Source organism: Sphingomonas sp. OK281 (assembly GCF_900115295.1).
Classification (GTDB): domain Bacteria; phylum Pseudomonadota; class Alphaproteobacteria; order Sphingomonadales; family Sphingomonadaceae; genus Sphingomonas.
Genome location: NZ_FOVZ01000003.1, coordinates 37,013 through 57,731, shown reverse-complemented (window position 1 = coordinate 57,731; position 20,719 = coordinate 37,013). Strand labels below are relative to the sequence as shown.

The following is a 20,719-nucleotide window of genomic DNA, read 5'->3' as shown; positions in this document are numbered from 1 at the left end:
TTCAGCTTGCCAGTTAGGACATGACCATGCGCATTCTCGCCGCCGCGCTTTCCGCTTTTGTTGTCGCCGCGCTGGTGCCCGACCCGGCGACGGCAGCCGACGCGACGAAGAAGCGCGTGCCCTATTACGCGTCGATCTCGGCATCGCGCGCGCGGATGCGGACCGGGCCGGCACGGACGTATCCGGCGAGCTGGCTGTATCAACGCCAGGACCTGCCGATCAAGGTGGTCGCGATCTTCAAGGAATGGCGGAAAGTTGCGGACCCCGATGGGACCGAGGGCTGGATGCAGGCGAACCTGCTGAGCGGCACGCGCACTGCGATCGTGCATGGTTCCGGGCCGGTCGAGCTGCGGGAGAAGCCCAATGCGGGGAGCCGGCTGCTGTGGCGCGCGGCGCCGGGCGTGGTCGGGCGGCTGAGCCAGTGCGGCAATGGATGGTGCCGGATGGACGTTAAGGGGCAGGCGGGGTTTGTTTCTGTTGGGGGGCTTTGGGGCGTGGAGGCGGGGGAGGTCTTGCCTTGAGGGTTTGAGGGGGCGCTTTGTTGGCGATGTTCCGTAATGCGGAAGCCGACCCACCCCCAACCCCTCCCTTTCAGGGAGGGGGGTAAGAAGGGGGATGACTGCGCCAGTGTAAGCCAACCGCTTTTCTAGCTCCCCTCCCTGGAAGGGAGGGGTTGGGGGTGGGTCGGCCGCTGAAGATGGACGACGCTTGCCAGGATCGTCTCGGCTACGCCGTCTGGATTGCGGGCAACGTCGGAGTTCCAGAACCGGATCACCGTCCACCCCAGGGCTTCCAAGCGTCGCGTGCGCTCCGCATCACGAACCGAGTCGATATGTTGGCTGCCGTCGAACTCAACCGCAAGCCGCACCTCCCGGCACGCCAAGTCGACGATAAACCGCTCCACCACCAATTGCCGCGTAAACCGCGGCCGAAAATACGCCACCTTGTGCCAGATCGCGATCTCCGAATCGGTGGGATGATTGCGAGACTCCCGAGCACGCCGCGTCATCTCGGGAGGGATACGGGCCATCTTTCCAGACTGCGCTCGGGAGATGCGGAGGGCAACCCACCCCCGGCCCCTCCCTTTCAGGGAGGGGGGAAATCAGGGGATCAGTTCATCAGTTCGACCGCCATTGCAGTCGCCTCACCACCACCAATGCAAAGCGAGGCGAGACCGCGCTTCTGGCCCGTCGTCTCCAGCGCTGACAGCAGCGTCGCCAAGATACGCGCACCGCTAGCGCCGATCGGATGACCGAGCGCGCACGCGCCGCCGTGGATGTTCACCTTGTCATGCGGCAAGCCAAGGTCGCGCATCGCGATCATCGCGACGACGGCGAAGGCTTCGTTGACCTCGAACAGGTCGATGTCCGTCGCGGACCAGCCGGCCTTCTCCATCGCCTTGCGCATCGCGAACACCGGCGCGGTCGTGAACAGGGCCGGGGCGTGGGCATGCGCGGCATGCGCCACGACCCGCGCGATTGGCGTGATGCCAAGGCGCTCGGCAACGCTCGCACGCGTCATCACCAAGGCCGCAGCGCCATCGGAGATCGACGAGGCGTTAGCGGCGGTGATCGTGCCCTCCTTCGAGAAGGCGGGCTTCAGCGTCGGGATCTTGGCGACGTCGCCCTTGGCCGGCTGCTCGTCGAGCGAGACCGTGGTCGTGCCCTTGCGGCCGGCAATATCGACGGAGACGATCTCGCGGTCGAACGCGCCGGACTTCTGCGCCGCTTGCGCCCGGTGCAGCGACTCGATTGCGTAGTCGTCCATCTGCTTGCGCGTAAACTGGTATTCGTGCGCGGTGTCCTCGGCGAAATTGCCCATCAGCTTGCCGGGTTCGTACGCATCCTCGAGCCCGTCGAGATACATGTGGTCGTACATCCGGTCATGCCCGATCCGCGCGCCGCCGCGGTGGCTTTTCGAGAGATACGGCGCATTGGTCATGCTCTCCATGCCCCCCGCGACGAGCAGGTCGACCGAGCCCGCCGCGAGCGCATCCGCGGCGAGGATCGCCGCCTGCATCCCCGATCCGCACATCTTGTTGACCGTCGTCGCCTCGACATGATCGCCTAGGCCCGCGTTGATCGCAGCCTGTCGCGCCGGCGCCTGGCCGAGCCCTGCGGGCAGCACGCAGCCCATGTAGATCCGCTCGATCTCGGCCGCCGACACACCCGAACGCTCGACCGCCCCGCGCACGGCATCGGCGCCAAGCTGCGTAGCGGTAGCGCCCGCAAGCGCGCCCTGGAACGAGCCCATCGGCGTACGTGCGTAGGACAGGATGACGATGGGATCTCGATCGGCGGCCACTTCACTCTCCATGTATTCTTCTGCCCCCGTATCTGGGGTTGATGTGCGGCAATACAAAGCACCGCCGGATGCGCCTAGACCTCACGTCATGGAAACACTCATCACGACGCTCAAATGGTGTGCCGCAGCGTCGGGGGTGATCGCCGCCTTCATGGTGTCGCTCGATTTCGGCCGGCGCGTGACGGGGTGGGGGTTCGTGCTGTTCGTCGGCTCGTCGATCGCGTGGCTGAGCGGTGCGGCCTTGACCGGGGACTGGGCGCTGGGCACGCAGAACATCGTGTTGTTCGGGATCAACCTCCTCGGCGTGTATCGCTACCTGGTGCGCAAGACGGGTGTCTGAGGTTGCGTTCTGGGCAGTGGTGCTGGGCGTGCTCGGCGCGATCATCGGCAGCTTCATCGCGGCGCTGGTGACGCGCTGGCCCGACGGGCGATCGGTGATCCAGGGGCGCTCGGCGTGCGATGGCTGCGGGCGGACGCTCCGCGCGGTCGAGCTGGTACCGCTGTTGAGTGCGGTCGTCCTGCGCGGCCGGTGCCGAGGATGCGGCGTCCCGATAAGCCCGGTGCATTGGCGGATCGAACTGGCGGGGCTTGTGATCGGCTTGGCTGCGGGGATCATCACACCGGGGCCCGTGGGCATTGCAGGCGCGGTGTTCGGATGGCTGTTGCTCGCGCTGGCAAGCCTCGACCTCATCGCGTTCTGGCTGCCCGATCGGCTGACGATGCTCCTCGCCGCGACCGGGCTCGTCGGCGTCGCGCTCGGTATCGACCCGCCGCTTCAGGAACGACTGATCGGCGGTCTCGCCGGCTTCGGCACGCTGTGGCTGGTCGCGTTCGGCTACAGGCATTTGCGCGGACGCGACGGCATGGGCGGCGGCGATCCCAAGCTGTTCGGCGCGATCGGGCTGTGGCTCGGGTGGCAGATGTTGCCCGCCGTCCTGCTGATCGCGAGCATGATCGGGCTCGGCGTCGTCCTGGCCGCGCATCTCAAGGGGCGCAGCATGGCGGCGGACACCGCGCTTCCATTCGGCGCGTTGCTGGCGATCGCGGCTTATCCCGCGTGGCTGTTCATGATAGGCCTGACGCCATGATATCGCTCGTTCTTATGCTCGCGCTGCAAGCGGCTGCCCCCTCGGCTACCCCGTCTGCTGCGGCCAATCCGGGGCCAGGGCCCATCACTGCGATCGGCAAGCAGAAGCTGCCCGCGAAGGGATGCGCGGCCTATCTCTGGAGCATGGACGCCGGCCGGCAACTCGTCGCGATGGCGATGGCCGACCCTGCCCAGATCCGTCTTGCGATCGACGGCAAGACGACCGACTACGCGATGGCGACCCAGTCGCCCGGTATCGGCTTCGGCTTCGGCGGCGTCACCCAGTATCGCGGCGGCGACGTGACCGCGACGCTCGACATGGCCATCGCCGTCCGCGCCGACATCTCCGCAGGCGCCACCGTAACGTCGGCGACGCTACGGATCGACCGCCCCGGACGCGATACCGTCGTCATGCCGGTCGGTGGCCTTATCGGCTGTGTCTGAGGTAAATTTTTTGGAAACCAAGCCGTCCTATGTGCGTTACGTGGGCGAAGATGGGGGTGAATCGAGCACGATCGCTGCCTGTAAAGGGGATCGTGTGACAGCTTCGAACAGCCGGCATCATTGGCTCGCTCTGGCGTTGGTAGCGTCGACAACCGGTTTCGCGGGCGTCGGTTCCGCGCAATTGGTGAAGCCGGGTACCGCCCCGGCCAAGGGCCCCGACGCGCCCAAGCCAAGCGACCAGCCGCAATCCGCCGATCCGCGTTCGGACGCGCCGATCGTGCCCGACGCTGAGTTTTCCAGCGCTCTGCCGCCGTTGAGCGGTGACTTGAACGCTCCGCTGGAGGCGATGGCGCCGTTGCCCGCTCCGTCGACGCAAACACCCGCAACGCCTGCCACCGCTACGACCCCTGCCACCACGCTGGCCGGCGACGTGCTGCCGCCGACCGGCCCCAGCGATCCGCAACTCGCGCAGCCGCTGACGCCGCTGTCGAGCTTCGATACGACCCCGCTCCAGACCGCGGCGGATATCAAGGACAAGGACGCGCCCGAGATCCGCTATGAGACCGCCACCAAGGGTCTCGACAAGGCGGGCGACGGGCTCGAGGGTGAATACAAGGCGCTCTCCGCACTCGCCGAGGGCAAGGGCAAGGCGGCGAACGCCACGCAGGTCGCGGCGCGCGCCCGCGAGGACGAGGCGCTGGCGGTGCGGCTGCTGAAGTCGCTCGGCTATTACGATGCGACCGCGATCTCGACGATCGAGACGATCCCCGATGCCGACAAGACCAAGCCCGCGCGGCTGAAGGCGACCGTCAGCGCGCAACCCGGCCGGCTCTATTCGCTGTCGTCGATCACCGTGAAGGCGGATGCGACGACGCCGCCCGACCTCGTCCGCACGCAATTGCCGCTGAAGGTCGGCGATCCGATCGAGGCCGCACGGATCCAGGGCGCGGAGGCCAACGTCAGCCTGACGCTGCCGCAGCGAGGCTATCCGTTCGTCAAGGTTGGCGAGCGCGACATCCTGCTCGACGATCAGACCCCGACCGGCGCGTACACGTTGCCCGTCGATACCGGCCCGCGCTCGTCGTTCGGGCAGCTTCGCACCGAAGGCGATCCGGTCTTCAATCTCGAGCATCTGAACCTGTTCCCGCGGTTCAAGTCGGGTCAGCTCTACGATAACCGGATGACCGACGACCTGCGCGATGCGCTGGTCGCGACGTCGCTGTTCTCGACGGTGTCGGTCGAACCGGTCCGCACCGGCACGATCAACCCAGACGGCACCGAGCAGGTCGACCTGCTGGTCCGCCAGAGCGAGGGCAAGGCGCGTTCGCTCGGCGGCAATGTCGGCTTCTCGACCGGGCAGGGCTTCCGCGCGGAAGGTACGTGGCAGCACCGCAACCTGTTCCCGTACGAGGGCGCGCTGATAGCGTCGGTGATCGCGGGTACGCAGGAGCAGGGCCTGTCGGGCACGTTCCGCCGCGCCAACGCGGGCAAGCGCGACAAGACGTTCAGCCTGACCGCCGGTGCGAACCATTCGAATTACGACGCCTATGACGCGTTCACGACTAGCGTCGGCGTCCGCTGGAGCTATGATTCCACGCCGATCTGGCAAAAGCCGCTGACCTATTATTACGGCGGCGAACTCGTCGGCACGAACGAAAGCGTCTACGACTTCACGCAAGGCAAGGACGTCCGCCGGACCTATGGCATCGTCGCGCTGCCGGGTCAGGTTAAGTTCGATCGCTCAGACAGCCTGCTAAACCCGACCAAGGGCTATCGCCTGACGCTCAACCTCAGCCCCGAAACGTCGGTGCAGGGGTCGGTGAAGCCGTATATTCGGACAATGATCGAGGGGACGTTCTACTATCCCGTCTCCAGCAGCATCGTCATCGCCGGCCGCGCCAAGGCGGGCTCGATCCAGGGCGTCGACCGCGACGATCTTGCCCCCTCGCGGCGCTATTACGGCGGCGGCGGCGGTTCGGTGCGCGGCTACGGGTATCAGCGGCTCGGGCCGCTCGATCCCAACGGCAACCCGGTCGGTGGGCGCTCGCTCAACGAATTCGCGCTCGAGGCCCGCTACCGGTTCGGCGATTTTGGTATCGTGCCGTTCATCGACGCCGGCAACAGCTATGAGAGCAGCACGCCGAACCTGTCGTCCCTGCGCTACGGCGCGGGCATCGGCGGGCGGTTCTATACCAGCTTCGGCCCAATGCGTTTCGATATCGCGACGCCGCTGAACCCACGCGAGGGTGACGGCAAGGTCGCCCTCTACATCTCGATCGGGCAGGCATTCTGATGGCCGAAAACGGCACTCCACCTGTTGAACAGGGCCCTGCTGAGCGGGACCAGTTCGAGCAGACCGAAACGGTGATCGTCGAACGTCGCCCGCTATGGCAGCGCATCCTGAAATGGCTGGCGATCCTGGTCGTCGGCCTGATCGCGCTCGTCCTGATCGTGCTGTTCGGGATCAACACCGATCCGGGCCGGCGCCTCGTCGCCGACCAAATCGGCGGCTACACCACCGCATCCGGGCTGAACATCAAGGTCGGCCGGATCGACGGCTCGATCTACGGCGCGATGACGCTCAGCGACGTGCGCGTGTCCGATCCCAAGGGCGTCTTTTTGACCAGCCCGAAGCTCGCCGTCGACTGGCGCCCGTTCGCGTTCGCCAAGAACCATGTCGACGTGCGCTCGCTGACCACGCCGCTGGTCACGCTGCAGCGCCGCCCGGTGCTCAACGCGACGCCGACCGATCCCAACGCGCCGCTGCTCCCCGATCTCAATATCGACGTGAACCGCTTGGTGATCGATCGCTTCCTGATCGCCAAGCCGGTCACCGGCCAGACGCATATCGTCAAGATCGACGGCGCGGTGCACATCGCCGACAAGCGCGCGCAGTTGACCACCAACGCGACCGCGCTGACCGGCCCTGGCATTGCTGGCGGCGACCGCCTCGTGCTCAAGCTCGACGCGGTGCCCGAACAGAACAAGCTCGACGTCAACGTGAAGCTGACCGCGCCGGTTGGCGGCGTCGTCTCGACGATGGGGTCGTTCAAGGCGCCACTGACCGCGACCGTCGATGGCCGCGGCAGCTGGGCCTCGTGGCAGGGTCGCGCGGTCGCAACGCTCGGCGGCGGACAGCTGGTGAACCTCGGCCTGACCGCGAAGAACGGTCATATCGAAGTGCGCGGTTCAACGCGTCCCGGTCTGTATCTCGAAGGCCCGGTCGAGCGCCTGACGTCGCCGCAGCTCGACGTCGCGATCGACACCACGCTCAACGACCGCAAGGCCGACACGCGGATGACGCTGAAGTCGGACGCGCTGGCGGTCGATGCCGGTGGCCTGATCGATCTCGCCAACAGCCGTTTCGGCAATTTCGCGGTCAACGCGAAGCTGCTGACGCCGGGCGCGATCCTGCCGAACCTGCGTGGTCGTGATGTCACGGCGCGCGTCGTCCTCGACGGTGCGTTTGCGACGCCGACGGTCGACTACAAGGTCCGCGCGGCGACGATCGCATTCGGCGACATGGGCGCCGAGAACCTCTACGCCGAGGGTCTTGCGCGCGTGAACTCCGACCGCATCCTCGTGCCGGTCAAGGGGCGCGCACGTCGCGTGACGGGGCTCAATGCCGCCGTCGGCGGACTCGCGACCAACGTCGCGATCGACGGCGACTTTGCCATCTCGGGCGTTAACGTCCTGTCCGACAACCTCAAGATTCGCTCGGACAAGATCGATGCGACCGCGGTGGTCGTCGCGAACCTGTCGACCGGGCGCTACACCGGCGCGCTCAAGGGGCGGATCAACAACTACCGTGTCGACGGCATCGGCATCGTCAACCTGACGACCGACGCCAAGCTGGTGCCGGGACCCAAGGGCGGCTTCGGGATCACCGGCCGCGTGGTCGCGCAGACCTCGCAGATCTTCAACGAAGGCGCGCGCAGCTTCCTCGGCGGCAACGCGATCATCCGCTCGGACATCGGCTATAGCCCCGAAGGCATCGTCACCTTCCGCAATCTCCGCATGAACGCGCCACAGTTCCGTGTGACGCGTGGCGAAGGCCGGTTCGATCCGGCCACCGGCGCGGTGCTGGTCAATGCCGACGCGTATTCGACCGCGTACGGTCCCTTGTCCGCCCGCGTCACGGGCAGCGCGACCGCACCGGTCGTCGTCCTGCGTGCACCGCGGCCGGGCGTCGGCGTCGGGCTCGTCAACCTCAACGCCCGGATCGTCGGTCGCGGCGGCGCCTATGCCGTCACCGCGAGCGGCGGCACCAATTATGGCCCATTCACCGCCGACGTGCTGGTCAAGCCGGGCGCGCAACTCGCGGTCGACGTGCGCCGCGTGGTGTTCGCCGGGATCGTCGGCAGCGGCCGAATCGTGCAGACTGCGGCCGGACCGTTCGCTGGCGCGCTCCAGTTCGCCGGGCAGGGCCTGTCGGGCAACGTCCGCCTAGCCAACCAAGGCGGCTACCAGCGCGCCGACGTCGCGGCGCGTGCCAACGGCGCGAAGATCCCCGGCATGGTCGACTTCACCATCGGCCGCGCGATCGTCAACGCCACCGCGGTGCTGACCCCGACGCCGCAGATCGTCGCCGACGCGCAGGTCGCGGACATGCGTTACGGCGCCATCGTTCTCTCGGCAGCGCGCGCGAAGGTGAATTACGTTGGCGGCAACGGCACGGCACAGGCGCTGCTGACGGGCTCGAACGGCGTACCGTTCCGTCTCGCAGTGAACGCCAAACTCAGCCCCAACAACTACCTCGTAGCCGCACAGGGCCAAGCGAACGGCATCGACTTCCGCACCGTCAATCCGGCGCGAATTCAGGCGGCGAAGGGCGTGTATCGCCTGTCGCCGACCCGGATCGACTTCGGCGGCGCAGGCGGCGGCTCGGCGCGCCTGGCGGGCAGCTACGGCCGCGGCACGAACGCGCAGGTGCGGCTCGATCGCCTCGACCTGTCGACGCTCTCGGCGTTGGTCCCGAACCTCGGCATCGGCGGCAAGGCGACCGGCAGCCTCGACTTTGCGCAGGCGAACTCGGCCGCACTGCCGACCGCCGACGCACGCGTGACGGTCACTAACTTCACCCGCTCGGGTCTTGCCGCCGTCTCCGAACCTGTCGACATCGTGTTCGCCGGGACGCTCGGCGGCGAGGGGGCGACCGGCCGAGCGCTGGTGCGTCGCGGGACGTCGGTCATCGGCCGCATGGTCGCGAACCTCCGGCCGCTACCGGCGGGCAATGGTTCGTGGAGCACGCGCCTGATGGCCGCGCCGCTGTCGGGCGGGATCCGTTACAACGGCCCGTCGGCAGTGCTGTTCAGCTTCGCCGCGATCCCGAACCAGCAACTGTCGGGGCCGATCGCGGTCGCCGCCGACTTCTCCGGTCGCCTGCAGGCACCGCAGCTCAACGGCATCGTTCGCGCCGACAACCTGACCTACGACAACGAGACCTACGGCACGCGCCTTTCGCAGATGCGGATCGCCGGGCGGTTCTCGAACACCGACCTGCAACTGACGCAGCTCAGCGCGAAGGCCGGCGACGGTACCGTACAGGCGCAGGGCACGATCGGGTTCGCGGCGGACAGCGGCTTCCCGATCGATATCCGCGCGACGCTGAACAATGCGCAACTCGCCAAGAGCGACGCGATCAGTGCCACCACGACGGGCACGGTCCATCTGACCAACGGGCGCAACGGTGGCCTGATCCAGGGCGATCTCCAGATCCCGGAGGCGCGCTACCAGATCATCCGCCAAGGGCAGGCCGAGGTTCCCGAGCTGACCGGTGTCCGCCGCAAGAGCGACATCCATACGGCGCTGTCTACCGATCGCTCGGACGTGCCGGCGATCGGCAAGTTCAAGCTCGACCTCCGGGTGCGCGCGCCGAACCAGCTGTTCGTGTCCGGCATGGGACTCGAATCCGAATGGGAGATGGACATGCGGATCGGCGGCACGTCCGCCGCACCGATCGTGACGGGCGGGCTCGACATCGTCCGCGGCACCTATTCGTTCTCGGGCAAGCGGTTCGAGGTCAACAAGGGCCAGATCCGCTTCCGTGGCGGCGCGCTCACCGATCCGGACATCAACATCCAGGCGACGACGACCACCAGCGACATCACGGTCATCATCAACGTGATGGGTACCGGCCAGCGTCCGCAGATCGCGTTCACGTCGACGCCGGTCCTCCCGCAGGACGAGGTGTTGAGCCGCCTGCTGTTCGGGTCGAGCCCGGCCAACCTGTCGGCGACCGAAGCGATCCAGCTGGCGTCCGCGCTGAACTCGCTGCGCGGGTCGGGCGGGGGCGGTCTGAACCCGCTCGGCAAGCTGCGCTCGGCGACCGGGTTCGACCGGTTGCGCGTGCTCGGCGCCGACGAGGCCACCGGGCGTGGCACCAGCCTCGCGGCCGGCAAGTACATCACGAAGAACATTTATGTTGAGATCGTGACCGACGCGAAGGGCTTTACTTCCACGCAGTTGGAGATCGCACTGACCAAGGCGCTCAGCCTGTTGTCGGCAGCGGGATCGAGCGGCGGGCAGAGCGCGAGCGTGAAATATACGAAGGACTATTGAGTAAAGATCACAACAGGATAGGTTCGGTTATGAAACCTACGGCGTAACGCCGGGGCGCGAGGATGCAGCATGACCGAACATGTCGACGTGATCGTGGTGGGCGCCGGCATTTCCGGGATCGGCACCGGCTACCACCTCCAGACGCGCTGCCCCGACCGCAGCTACATGTTCCTCGAGGGCCGGCAGTCGATGGGCGGGACGTGGGACCTGTTCCGCTATCCCGGCATCCGCTCCGACTCGGACATGCACACTCTGGGATTCGTCTTCCACCCCTGGACGGCGGCCAAGTCGATCGCCGACGGCCCCTCGATCCGCGCCTATGTCGAGGAAACGGCGCAGGCGTACGGAATCGACCGAAAGATCCGCTACGGCCACCACGTAAAGTCCGCCGCGTGGTCGACCGAGGACGCGCGCTGGACCGTCGAAGCGACCGGCCCCGACGGTCCGGTAACGCTGACCTGCAACTTCCTCTCGATGTGCGCGGGCTATTACAATTACGCCAAGGCCTATTCGCCTGAGTTCGAGGGGGCGGACAGTTTCGCCGGGCAAATCGTCCACCCGCAATTCTGGCCCGAGGATCTCGACTATAGCGGCAAGAACGTCGTCGTGATCGGCAGCGGCGCGACCGCGGTGACGCTAGTCCCGTCGATGGCGAAGACCGCGGCGCACGTGACGATGCTCCAGCGCTCGCCGACGTATATCGTCGCGCGGCCCGGGGAGGACGGCGTGGCGAACTGGCTACGCGGCAAACTGCCGGCGAAGGCCGCGTACGGCATCACGCGGTGGAAGAACGTGCTGATGGGGATGTTCTTCTACCGGATGGCACGGAAGAAGCCCGCGGTCGTGAAGGAGCGGATGATCGGCATGGTCCGCGATCAGCTCGGCCCGGACTACGACGTCGCGACACACTTCACCCCGCGCTACAATCCGTGGGACCAGCGCGTCTGCCTGGTGCCCGACGGCGACCTGTTCGCGGCGATCAACGCCGGCACCGCCTCGATCGTCACCGACACGATCGCGCGAATCACGCCCGAGGGCATCCACCTCGATTCGGGCAAGGACCTGCCCGCCGACGTGATCGTCACCGCGACGGGCCTCGAACTGCAATTGATGAGCGGAGTCGCGTTCAGCCTCGATGGCAAGCCGATCGAGCTCGCCGGGCGGCTCCAGTACAAGGGCATGATGTTCGACGGCGTGCCGAACCTGTCCTCGACCTTCGGCTACACCAACGCGTCCTGGACGTTGAAGGCCGACCTGACCGCCGTGTACGTCTGCCGCCTGCTCAACACGATGACCAAGCGTGGCCTGCGCCAGGCGACCCCGCACAACGACGATCCGACGATGAAGAGCGAGTCGTTCCTCGATTTCACCTCGGGCTATGTCCAGCGCGCTGCCGCGGCGCTGCCGACGCAGGGCGAGCGCAAGCCATGGAAACTGAACCAGAACTATGCGCTGGATCTGATGGCGTTGAAGTTCGGCTCGGTCGACGACGCGATGGTATTTTCGAATCCAGAACCGGTCGTCAACCGCCAGGCCAGCATGGCCGAGACCCGGTAACCAACAAATCCGGTGATCGATGAACTCGGGTAGTCGCCGCCGGGGAACCCCTGTCGCGATCGACGGCGAGCTTTTGTCGGCCTCGATAGGGATTCGAAGCAGACTCAGGTTCCAGCGGCCGGCCAGGTGCGGGCGTGCCCGGTGGTGCTGACCGCCCGCCGACTACCACGTCGGAGCCGGATATTCTTGGCGCGATTCAATAGATAGCGCCGATTACGCTATTCGCGCAGAACTCAGCAGAGGCATCGTTAGATATCTCAATGCTTTAGCGAGGCTTCGGCGGAACTACTCGCGATAGTCGAACAGGCTTAAATGTCGGCCCGATTACCGAAACGTGTCGTTAACCAACACATCGCCAGTAGCCGGGCCGACCGAGTCATTCACCAGGGGCGAATGCCTGCGCCGTAGACGAGTGCGATGATGAACTTCAGCATTTTTATGCTCCCTTGTTGCACCCTTTTAGGTGCCCCCGAGGCATACTGCTTAACGAGTCGTTAAACAATGATATTTGTAAATTGTTAACCATCTTCTCGGTGCTGCTCGATGGTAAGTGCTTAAGGGTATGTTTATGCGTCCCTTCTATTCGGGGGACATGAGGGATGTTCCGCACGAGCAGTTCAAGGGCGGGGTTCCGCTCACTAGTCCGCGACTCGTCGATCTCGATTCGCCGGCCGCACTTGCTCACGACGGTTTTTGCCAAGCATCTCAATCGGGTTGGCGGTTCCTGGTATTGGCCGAGATCGCCAATTTCGCGATTCTGCGGCGGTACTTGGGGCGACCCAGAGCAGACACGTTGATCATCGACGTAGCGACGCGGATCAGGGATGCGTTACCCGATGCGCGGGTAGAGATTGCGGGCCGTGAGATCGCCGAGATCGCGTTCGAAAGCGAGGCGCGTCTGGCACTGGACGTGGCGATGGCCGCGCTCGGGGTCGCGTTCGAGGTCCCGTTCGATATCGACGGCGAATCGCATATGATCCAGGTCCAGTTGGGTGCGGCGGCCGCTGCCGCACATCGGGATGAAGTCCACCTGATCGAGGAGGCGGAGCGCGCACTGGTCGAGGCACGCACCGAGCGGGTTGCGATAGCGCGGGACGTAACGGGCAGTCCCGCCGCGATCGATCGCCTGGAACTAGGGCACGATCTCGGCCGCGCGATCGAGCGGGAAGAACTGTTCCTGCAATATCAGCCGAAGGTTCATCTGCGTCGCCAGAAGATCACTAGCGTCGAGGCGCTCGTGCGCTGGAACCACCCGACCCGCGGGCTGGTCTTGCCCAACGATTTCATTCCTCTGGCCGAAGAGTCGCGCGATATCGTCGCGCTGACGCTCTGGACCATACGCCGCGCGATCAAGGACCAGGCGATCCTGGCGGCGCATGGCCATGACCTGCGCATCTTTATCAACATCGCCGGCGCGCTGTTGGCGGACACGCTGTTCGTGAGCTTGGCATGCGGGTTGGTCGAGACGAGCGGCGCGCAACTGGGTTTCGAAATCACGGAGACATCGGTGATCCGCGATCCCGACAGTGCGATCGCCAACCTCAACGTCTTCGCCGGTATCGGGATCGTCATCGCGATCGACGATTATGGTGCCGGTTTGTCGTCGCTCGCATATCTGAAGCAGCTGCCGGCGCGCGAATTGAAGATCGACAAGCTGTTCGTGACGCAATTGACGAGTTCCAATCGCGATCCGCTGATCGTTCGATCGACGATCGATCTCGCGCATGCGCTGGACATGGAAGTCGTCGCGGAGGGGGTGGAGACGCAGGCTGCGATGGCGCTGTTGTCCGTGATGGGTTGTGACATGATCCAGGGCTTCCTCATCAGTCGCCCCATCAATCTGGAAGCCTTGATCCATTTTCTGGAGGATGGAAAATATCAGGCCATCGCGGCCGACGTAAGGGCGCCCTTCAACCGGCTTGCGGCGGTGTGGAAGCGGGGCTGAATCGATGATGTCCGCGTTCGCCAAGATGCTCCTCGGGCTGATGATCACGGTCGGTGCGATGTCGGCGATCGACGCGGACGCGCAGCGATCGCCCGTGCTTGATTACGATGTAGCAGCGGCCGATGCGAAGGCGACGATGCTGATCGACCCGGCAAAGGTTCTACCCAAGGCAATCTATGCCGAGCAACTGGGCGAGAAGATCGCCGAACCGCGCGCGCGCCGCATAGCGGTCGCTACCGCGCAATGGCTGCAGGGCGAGGCTTATCTACGGACGAATCAGTCGGACAAGGCGGATGCCCCGGTGCGAAAGGCGGCGGCCTCGATCGTTCACGTTCGGCCATTACCGAAGCTCTATGCAGATCTTCTGATATCGCTGGGTTGGCTGGACAGTTATCAAGGCCATGTCGGCAAGGCGCTGGTGGACTATCAACAAGCATTTGGCATTTACGGTAAGCTGGGGGATGCCCGCGGACAATCGAGGGCGCTGGTCTTTATCGCACTTCTCTACGCCCAAGCCAAAGATAACGACACGGCAGAGAAATACTACAAGCAGGCGCTCGACGTGTATCATGCGGATATCAACATATCCGTCTCCATATACAATAACAGGGCCTTAGTTCTGGGTGAGGCGAAAAAGTATAAGCTGGCAGCGGAGCAATTTAAAAATGCCCTGACGCTTGCGAAACAGCTGGGAAGCCGGAACCTCCTCGAACAAATTTATCTGAACATCGCGCGGGTCCAACTCGACACCGGTAACTTGACGCTTGCCGATCAGGCGCTTGCTCGTGGGCAAGCTGTGGCGGATCCAAACGACCTTAGCCTGCTTGGGAGACTGAGGGCGACGGCTGCAAAGTCTGCTTTGCAACACGGAAACCTGCCCAAGGCAAAAAGACTGATCATACAGGCATTGGTGGGCATCGACCCCGACGGCGCCGACGTTTCGTATCAGGATTTTCACCAGACCGCCTACGACATCTTCCTCGCGACGGGCGATACCAACTCGGCTCTCACGCACCTCCAGGCCCTCAAACGCCTGGACGACGATGCGACCAAGCTCGCGACCGATACGAAGACCGCGCTGATGGCGGCGCGGTTCGATTTCGCGAACCAGGAGCTCAAGATCAGTCAATTGAAGGCGAGCGAACTTCAACGCAGCATCGCGTTCGAGCGTGCCCGCGCCGAGACCCAGCGCTATGTCTTTCTCGGAGCGTCTGCCGCAGTGGCGATCGTCATCGCGCTGTTGGCGTTCGGCGTCGTCACGCTGCGACGCAGCCGCGATCAGGTTCGCGCGGCGAACGACGACCTTGCCGTGACCAACACCGCGCTCAGCAAGGCGCTTGCGGCCAAGACCGAATTCCTTGCGACGACGAGCCACGAAATCCGGACGCCGCTGAACGGGATCCTCGGCATGACGCAGGTCATGCTCGCCGACGCCGCACTGGCACCTGCCTTGCGCGACCGGATCGGCGTTGTTCACGGTGCCGGCATGACGATGCGTGCGCTGGTCGACGACATCCTCGACGTCGCGAAGATGGAAACCGGCAATCTCGCGATCGAATCCGCGCCGTTCGACGTGTGTGCGACGATCACCGACGCCACGCGGATGTGGGAGGAACAGGCACGGGCGAAGCGCCTGTCGTTCACGGTCGATATGGACGGGTGTCCGGCCTTGATCATGGGCGACGCTGCGCGCGTCCGCCAGATCGTCTTCAACCTGTTGTCCAACGCGTTGAAATTCACCAAGGCGGGGCATGTCGGCGTGAAGGTCGAGGTCGGCGCGGACGACCGGTTGCGGGTCGCCGTGACCGATTCGGGCATCGGCATTCCTCCCGACAAGCTCGAGGATATATTCGAATCGTTCCGTCAGGCCGATGCCGGAACGACGCGCCAGTTCGGCGGGACCGGACTGGGTCTGTCGATCTGCCGCAATCTCGCCCGCGCGATGGGCGGTGACGTCTCGGTCAGCAGCATCGAGGGGCAGGGCGCGACCTTCACGCTCGTCTTGCCGGTATTGCGCGTGTTGGCGACGCGGGTCGATGCGATCTCGCCGGAAGCCGGACCGGTGACCCTCGTCCTCGATCGCAACCCGATTACGCGCAGCATGTTCAGGACGCTGCTCGCTCCGGCCTGCGGACCGATCGGCTTTGCGGCAACGGTCGACGAGGCCATAGCCCGACTGACGTCCGGGGACGTGGTTCGTATCCTGATCGACGACGTGACGATCCGAGCGGGCGCAGACGATGTACTCGCCGAACTCGCGCGACTCGCCGTTGCTGCCGGCGGCGTGGAAACCACGCTGTTGTGGCCGGTATCGGTAGAAGCGGAACGGCGCGAACTTCTGCAGACGGGGGTGACCCGCGTCGTGTCGAGACCGGTGAGCGGCGACGCTCTCCTTGTCACAATGTTACATAGATCAGTTTCAAAAAACAACTCAAATCCCGACCTTGTATCCCATGCTGCTTGACGCGTAGACGCTACGATATGCCGATCGTTTATGCCCCGTTTGTTGCAGTATCGCGGAGGCGGTCTTGAACGTCCTGTTCATCGAGGACGATCGCATGAATCGTCGTGTGGTGAAGGATATGCTCGATGTCGCGGGTGCTGACATGGTCGAGGCCGAGACGGCCGAGCGTGGCCTGGAGATCATCGGCGAACAGGATTTCGCGATTGTTCTGGTCGACTTGCGGATGCCCGGCATGGACGGCATCACCGCGATCCAGCATATCCGCGCGCGCGCGGATGCGAAGGCGAATGTCCCGATCATCGTCGTCACCGCCGATATCGCACCCGATCTGCGCGAACGCTGCCTCGCCGCCGGTGCCGACGAGGTGATCTTCAAACCCGTCGCGATGGACGAGCTGTTCGATGCGATGGGTGCGATCCTCGCCCGCGATGCGGCGCGAGGAGGAATGATCGCCTAGGGCTTCGGAAAGCGTGCGGGCGGCGCTGTCAGCGCATCACCCAGCGACGCGGTCGCGCTGCCACGCCGTGCGGGCTTTGGCTGCGAAGGATCGGGCGACCACCCGGTCAGGAATATGATCTGGAATTTCTCGGCGGTCCGGTCGCGTCCATCTGCGGCGCCCGAGAATGCCGCAATCGTACGTCCCAGCACCCGAGATGTCAGCGGTTGACGGTCGACGAGGATATTGCTCGCGGCCATGCCACGCAAATCGCCCAATAGCCTCCCGAGGTCGCGGTAGCCGACGTCGAGCGTCTCGACATCGGCCACCGGTAACGCGAACCCGGCGCGCATCAACAGGTCGCCCGCCGATCGCACGTCGATCTGCGGATGAAGTCGTGCTGCTGGACGATCTTCTTCCGCGGTACGAAGCGCCGTTCGCAATGCGGGCAGGCTGCCTGCCCCGACGAATGCGCCGAGGAACAGCCCGTCGGGGCGCAGCACGCGGCGGACGAGTGCCAGCGCCCCCGGAAGGTCGTTGACTTGATCCAGCACGCCCGCGCTCACCACCAGGTCGAACGATGCATCCGCGAAGGGAAGGCGATCCTCGTCCGCCTGGATGCCGGCCGATCGAGCCGCGAAGGTGAAGCCTGCATCGCAGCGCGAGACGCGTGCACCCTGAGGCGCGACGAAGGCCCCGTCGAAACAGCCAAGGTCGAGCACGTCGGTGAAATCCCGCGTGACCGCGTCGAGCCGTTCGGCGATTCCGTCGAGCATCGTTGCCCGTAGAAAGTCGTGTTCGGCGTAGCCTGGCGCTGCACGGTCGCGACGCAGGCGGCGCGTGGAGCGATCGAAGATCTCGGGGGCGGACGTCGGCTGGTTCATATCGGGCACGACGCCGCTTGTGCCGCGCTGGCGCTTCGCCGACAAGACCGCTTCGCGTCGACGATCGATCACCAGCGCAGATCCGGTCGCGGTAGGAGCTCTGGGTGAGGATACTCCGGCCGTTTCGACACCTCCTCGGGCTCGCCCTGCCGCCCCGTTGTGCAGGCTGCGGAACGCCCGTTGCCGAGGATCATCGCTTCTGTGCGATCTGCTGGACCGGATTACGGTTCCTCGGGCCGCCTTGGTGCGCCGGGTGCAATCGGCCCTTCGCCTTCGATCGCGGCGAAGAAGCACGGTGCGCGGCCTGTCTCGTCGATCCGCCGCGTCACGCTGGCGTTCGTGCTGCCGTCGCCTATGGCCCGATCGCCCGGGCACTCGCATTGCGCCTGAAATATGGCGGTCGGATCGCCTTTGCGGAGACGATGGCGCGCCAGATGCTGCGGCTGTTGCCGGACGACATCGACCTGCTGGTACCGGTGCCGCTCAACCGCTGGCGGATATGGTCGCGCGGCTTCAACCAGGCGGCGCTCATTGCCGACGCCGTCGCGGCGCTGTCGGGCGTTGCCCATGATCGCACCGTGCTGATGCGGCTACGGCGGACGATCCTGTTGCGCGGGCTGGGTGCACGGCAGCGGGCAAAGGCGGTGTCCGGTGCGTTCGCGGTCCAGCCTGGCGACCGTGTCCGGGGCAGCGCGATCGCGCTGGTCGACGACGTCTATACCAGCGGTGCGACCTCCGACGCATGTACGCGGGTGCTGCTGAAGGCAGGGGCCCGATCGGTCGTCATCCTGTGCTGGGCGCGCGTCCTTTCGTCCGCCGCCGACGATTGACAAGTCCGGGCCGAGACCACATTTCCCGGCCTATGGCTAAAGTCGAAATCTACACCAAGGCGTTCTGCCCGTATTGCACGCGCGCGCTGAAGCTCCTCGCATCGAAGGGTGTCGAGCCCGAGCAGTTCGACGTCACGATGGGTGGCCCTAAGAAGGCAGAGATGGTCGAGCGGTCGGGCGGTCGCATGACCATGCCGCAAGTCTTCATCGACGGTAAGCATATCGGCGGATCGGACGATCTGGCGGCGCTCGATGCGAAGGGCGGCCTCGACGCACTTCTCGCCTGATGGCGAAGATCGGCGTCCTCCAGATGACGAGCGGGATCGATTCCGCCGTCAACGCCGCGACGCTGGTCGACGCGATCAGGGACGCCGCAGCGGCGGGCGCAGCGATGGTGTTCACGCCCGAAATGTCGGGTCTGATCGATCGCGATCGCTCCCGCGCAGCCGGCTCGATCGTCGCCGAGGATGACGACCCTGTGCTGGCTGTGGTCCGTGACGCGGTCGCGGCGGCTGGTATCTGGGTGCACCTCGGGTCGCTCGCGGTACGACGCCCGGACGGCAAGTTCGCCAATCGCGGGTTCGTGATCGATCCGACCGGCGTAATCCGCGCGCGCTACGACAAGCTTCATTTGTTCGACGTCGACCTCCCGTCCGGCGAAAGCTGGCGGGAGTCCTCAGCCTATGTCGCGGGCGATACCGCGACGGTGATCGACACGCCCGCAGGCAAGCTCGGCGCGTCGATCTGCTACGATCTTCGGTTCGCCGACCTCTATCGCGCGTTGAGCGATGCAGGCGCGACGATCCTGTCGGTTCCCGCTGCCTTCACGCGACCGACCGGTGCAGCGCATTGGGAAATCCTGCTGCGCGCGCGGGCGATCGAAGCGGGCGCCTTCGTCGTGGCGGCCGCGCAGACCGGCGTGCACGAGGACGGACGCGAAACCTACGGGCATTCGCTGGTGATCGATCCATGGGGCGATGTGCTGCTCGACATGGGCGAGGCCGCAGGGCTGGCGTTCGTGGAGATTGACCTCGCCCGGATCGAGCAGGTGCGGTCGCGTATTCCGGTCATCGGGCACCGCCGGACCATTCCTGCCGTATCGAACGTCGGTTGATCGTCTTCGACCTGAAGTGCGGTGGTGGCCATGTGTTCGAGGCGTGGTTCGGATCGAGCGGCGCTTATGAAGACCAACGCTCGGCGGGCCATGTCCGCTGTCCGGTTTGCGACGATGGCACGATCACCAAGGCGGTGATGGCGCCCGCGATCTCGGCAAAGAGCAACAGCAAGGCGCCGCCGCCGACCCCGGACGCGGTCAAGGCCGCGATGAAGATGCTCGCGACGCGGCAGGCCAAGGCGCTGGAATCCTCGGAATGGGTCGGCACTGCGTTTGCCGACCGCGCCCGTGCGATGCATCTCGGCGAAGAGAAACACGCCACCATCCACGGCCAGGCGAGCCTTGCGGAGGCGAAGGCGCTGGTCGACGAAGGCGTTCCGGTCGCTCCGCTCCCCATGCCGATCATTCCGCCGGGGAAGGCGAACTGATCTCCGGGTGCGTGCGGATTGTTTGGATTGGCGGACGGGGTGGGATTCGAACCCACGGTAGAGTTACCCCTACGACGGTTTTCAAGACCGTTGCCTTAAACCACTCGGCCACCCGTCCGGATGCTGGCTCGACGCGCATCTAGGCGGTGGTTGGGCGGATCGCAACCATCTGGTTCACGGGTCGCTGCCTAAGCGCCAATTGCGTTTGCATCACGATATCGGCATGGCGCGGCAATGGACCTCGACGCGATTTCGCAGCATTTCTTCGGCACGACCGACATCGATACGCTCGACCCCGAGGCGCTGGATGCTGGACGAGAGCGCGTGTCGATCGCGTTCGGCACCGAGCGGGAGGCTGGCCGGCGGTTCGCTTTGTGGGCAGTGTTGCGCGCGACCGGCGAGGCGCCCGACCCGATGCAAGCGTTCAAGGATCCGCGGGAGCAGCGTGCGGCGCGGATGTACGCCTCCGCGATCGGGGCAGCCGGCGCAGACGACTAGGCGGTCAGGCGGCGCGTCGTTCCAGCAGTGCGCGATCGATCCGCCGGATCAGGTCCGCGATCGGCGGCATGTCGCTGTCGCCACGACGCCCGCGAAGCGACGGTTGATCGACCTGCATACGCTTGCCGAGCAGCGTGAAGACGTCCTGTGTACGTGCCATCGATTCT

At 65.4% G+C, this 20,719-nt stretch carries 19 protein-coding genes and 1 tRNA gene; 15 read left to right on the top strand and 5 right to left on the bottom strand.

Going from position 1 to position 20,719, the window contains the following annotated elements; all coding sequences use genetic code 11:
* Positions 1–26: 26 nt before the first annotated feature.
* Positions 27–521 (top strand): SH3 domain-containing protein, encoded by a 495-nt coding sequence (locus BM244_RS11740; protein WP_254784416.1) that lies wholly within the window; start codon positions 27–29, stop codon positions 519–521.
* Positions 522–646: 125 nt separating this feature from the next.
* On the opposite strand, the gene BM244_RS11735 is transcribed toward BM244_RS11740, so the two are convergent.
* Positions 647–1,030, bottom strand: a complete 384-nt coding sequence (locus BM244_RS11735) for an endonuclease domain-containing protein (RefSeq protein ID WP_093399160.1) — start codon at positions 1,028–1,030, stop codon at positions 647–649.
* An 80-nt stretch (positions 1,031–1,110) separates the two neighbouring features.
* Positions 1,111–2,316: an acetyl-CoA C-acyltransferase gene (locus BM244_RS11730; protein ID WP_093399159.1), complete on the bottom strand. Its 1,206-nt coding sequence runs from the start codon at positions 2,314–2,316 to the stop codon at positions 1,111–1,113.
* Positions 2,317–2,392: 76 nt separating this feature from the next.
* Between BM244_RS11730 and BM244_RS11725 the strand changes: the two genes are divergently transcribed.
* The 9 genes from BM244_RS11725 to BM244_RS11685 all read left to right on the top strand — a co-directional run bounded on the left by BM244_RS11725 (position 2,393) and on the right by BM244_RS11685 (position 16,819).
* A complete protein-coding gene (locus BM244_RS11725) occupies positions 2,393–2,644 on the top strand; it encodes a hypothetical protein (RefSeq protein WP_055879041.1) in 252 nt (83 codons plus the stop codon).
* Positions 2,637–3,392 carry a prepilin peptidase gene (locus tag BM244_RS11720; RefSeq protein WP_093399158.1) on the top strand — a complete coding sequence of 252 codons (756 nt, stop codon included), beginning with the start codon at positions 2,637–2,639 and terminating at the stop codon, positions 3,390–3,392. Before BM244_RS11725 ends, BM244_RS11720 begins: the two co-directional genes overlap by 8 nt.
* Positions 3,389–3,835 (top strand): hypothetical protein, encoded by a 447-nt coding sequence (locus tag BM244_RS11715; RefSeq protein WP_093399157.1) that lies wholly within the window; start codon positions 3,389–3,391, stop codon positions 3,833–3,835. Before BM244_RS11720 ends, BM244_RS11715 begins: the two co-directional genes overlap by 4 nt.
* A 94-nt stretch (positions 3,836–3,929) precedes the next feature.
* Positions 3,930–6,128: an autotransporter assembly complex protein TamA gene (locus tag BM244_RS11710; protein ID WP_254784415.1), complete on the top strand. Its 2,199-nt coding sequence runs from the start codon at positions 3,930–3,932 to the stop codon at positions 6,126–6,128.
* Entirely contained in the window at positions 6,128–10,396 is a 4,269-nt protein-coding gene (locus BM244_RS11705) for a translocation/assembly module TamB domain-containing protein (RefSeq protein ID WP_093399156.1), read from the top strand. Before BM244_RS11710 ends, BM244_RS11705 begins: the two co-directional genes overlap by 1 nt.
* A gap of 69 nt (positions 10,397–10,465) precedes the next feature.
* Positions 10,466–11,953 carry a flavin-containing monooxygenase gene (locus BM244_RS11700; protein WP_093399155.1) on the top strand — a complete coding sequence of 496 codons (1,488 nt, stop codon included), beginning with the start codon at positions 10,466–10,468 and terminating at the stop codon, positions 11,951–11,953.
* Between the two features lie 793 nt (positions 11,954–12,746).
* Positions 12,747–13,898, top strand: coding sequence for an EAL domain-containing protein (locus tag BM244_RS11695; protein WP_254784414.1), 1,152 nt, complete (start codon positions 12,747–12,749; stop codon positions 13,896–13,898).
* Between the two features lie 4 nt (positions 13,899–13,902).
* Positions 13,903–16,362, top strand: coding sequence for a tetratricopeptide repeat-containing sensor histidine kinase (locus tag BM244_RS11690; protein ID WP_093399153.1), 2,460 nt, complete (start codon positions 13,903–13,905; stop codon positions 16,360–16,362).
* A gap of 64 nt (positions 16,363–16,426) precedes the next feature.
* Positions 16,427–16,819 (top strand): response regulator, encoded by a 393-nt coding sequence (locus BM244_RS11685; RefSeq protein ID WP_093399152.1) that lies wholly within the window; start codon positions 16,427–16,429, stop codon positions 16,817–16,819.
* Here BM244_RS11685 and BM244_RS11680 read toward each other — a convergent pair.
* Positions 16,816–17,682 carry a methyltransferase domain-containing protein gene (locus BM244_RS11680; protein WP_093399535.1) on the bottom strand — a complete coding sequence of 289 codons (867 nt, stop codon included), beginning with the start codon at positions 17,680–17,682 and terminating at the stop codon, positions 16,816–16,818. The two genes, BM244_RS11685 and BM244_RS11680, sit on opposite strands and share 4 nt — an antisense overlap.
* 104 nt (positions 17,683–17,786) lie before the next feature.
* Between BM244_RS11680 and BM244_RS11675 the strand changes: the two genes are divergently transcribed.
* Genes BM244_RS11675 through BM244_RS11660 form a run of 4 tightly spaced genes read left to right on the top strand, consistent with a single transcriptional unit; the run spans position 17,787 to position 20,054 of the window.
* Complete coding sequence (locus BM244_RS11675) at positions 17,787–18,512, top strand: ComF family protein (protein WP_254784413.1); 726 nt, start codon at positions 17,787–17,789, stop codon at positions 18,510–18,512.
* Positions 18,513–18,544: 32 nt separating this feature from the next.
* Entirely contained in the window at positions 18,545–18,799 is a 255-nt protein-coding gene (grxC, locus tag BM244_RS11670; protein WP_056063132.1) for a glutaredoxin 3, read from the top strand.
* Entirely contained in the window at positions 18,799–19,626 is an 828-nt protein-coding gene (locus BM244_RS11665) for a carbon-nitrogen hydrolase family protein (RefSeq protein ID WP_093399151.1), read from the top strand. The genes grxC and BM244_RS11665 overlap by 1 nt, the downstream gene beginning before the upstream one ends.
* Positions 19,623–20,054: a DUF1178 family protein gene (locus BM244_RS11660; RefSeq protein ID WP_093399150.1), complete on the top strand. Its 432-nt coding sequence runs from the start codon at positions 19,623–19,625 to the stop codon at positions 20,052–20,054. Before BM244_RS11665 ends, BM244_RS11660 begins: the two co-directional genes overlap by 4 nt.
* 28 nt (positions 20,055–20,082) lie before the next feature.
* Here the strand turns inward: BM244_RS11660 and BM244_RS11655 are convergent.
* A tRNA-Ser gene (locus BM244_RS11655) sits at positions 20,083–20,172 on the bottom strand.
* Positions 20,173–20,288: 116 nt separating this feature from the next.
* Between BM244_RS11655 and BM244_RS11650 the strand changes: the two genes are divergently transcribed.
* Entirely contained in the window at positions 20,289–20,552 is a 264-nt protein-coding gene (locus BM244_RS11650; RefSeq protein WP_093399149.1) for a hypothetical protein, read from the top strand.
* A gap of 4 nt (positions 20,553–20,556) precedes the next feature.
* On the opposite strand, the gene BM244_RS23110 is transcribed toward BM244_RS11650, so the two are convergent.
* Positions 20,557–20,712 (bottom strand): hypothetical protein, encoded by a 156-nt coding sequence (locus tag BM244_RS23110; protein ID WP_175518188.1) that lies wholly within the window; start codon positions 20,710–20,712, stop codon positions 20,557–20,559.
* Positions 20,713–20,719: the final 7 nt, after the last annotated feature.

Excerpts from the sequence above, each read along its gene's own strand:
- BM244_RS11700 (WP_093399155.1), top strand. The coding sequence starts at position 10,466 with ATGACCGAACATGTCGACGTGATCGTGGTGGGCGCCGGCATTTCCGGG.
- BM244_RS11715 (WP_093399157.1), top strand. The coding sequence starts at position 3,389 with ATGATATCGCTCGTTCTTATGCTCGCGCTGCAAGCGGCTGCCCCCTCG.
- BM244_RS11680 (WP_093399535.1), bottom strand. The coding sequence starts at position 17,682 with ATGAACCAGCCGACGTCCGCCCCCGAGATCTTCGATCGCTCCACGCGC.
- BM244_RS11725 (WP_055879041.1), top strand. The coding sequence starts at position 2,393 with ATGGAAACACTCATCACGACGCTCAAATGGTGTGCCGCAGCGTCGGGG.
- BM244_RS11705 (WP_093399156.1), top strand. The coding sequence starts at position 6,128 with ATGGCCGAAAACGGCACTCCACCTGTTGAACAGGGCCCTGCTGAGCGG.
- grxC (WP_056063132.1), top strand. The coding sequence starts at position 18,545 with ATGGCTAAAGTCGAAATCTACACCAAGGCGTTCTGCCCGTATTGCACG.
- BM244_RS23110 (WP_175518188.1), bottom strand. The coding sequence starts at position 20,712 with ATGGCACGTACACAGGACGTCTTCACGCTGCTCGGCAAGCGTATGCAG.
- BM244_RS11650 (WP_093399149.1), top strand. The coding sequence starts at position 20,289 with ATGGACCTCGACGCGATTTCGCAGCATTTCTTCGGCACGACCGACATC.
- BM244_RS11730 (WP_093399159.1), bottom strand. The coding sequence starts at position 2,316 with ATGGAGAGTGAAGTGGCCGCCGATCGAGATCCCATCGTCATCCTGTCC.
- BM244_RS11740 (WP_254784416.1), top strand. The coding sequence starts at position 27 with ATGCGCATTCTCGCCGCCGCGCTTTCCGCTTTTGTTGTCGCCGCGCTG.
- BM244_RS11690 (WP_093399153.1), top strand. The coding sequence starts at position 13,903 with ATGATGTCCGCGTTCGCCAAGATGCTCCTCGGGCTGATGATCACGGTC.
- BM244_RS11665 (WP_093399151.1), top strand. The coding sequence starts at position 18,799 with ATGGCGAAGATCGGCGTCCTCCAGATGACGAGCGGGATCGATTCCGCC.
- BM244_RS11735 (WP_093399160.1), bottom strand. The coding sequence starts at position 1,030 with ATGGCCCGTATCCCTCCCGAGATGACGCGGCGTGCTCGGGAGTCTCGC.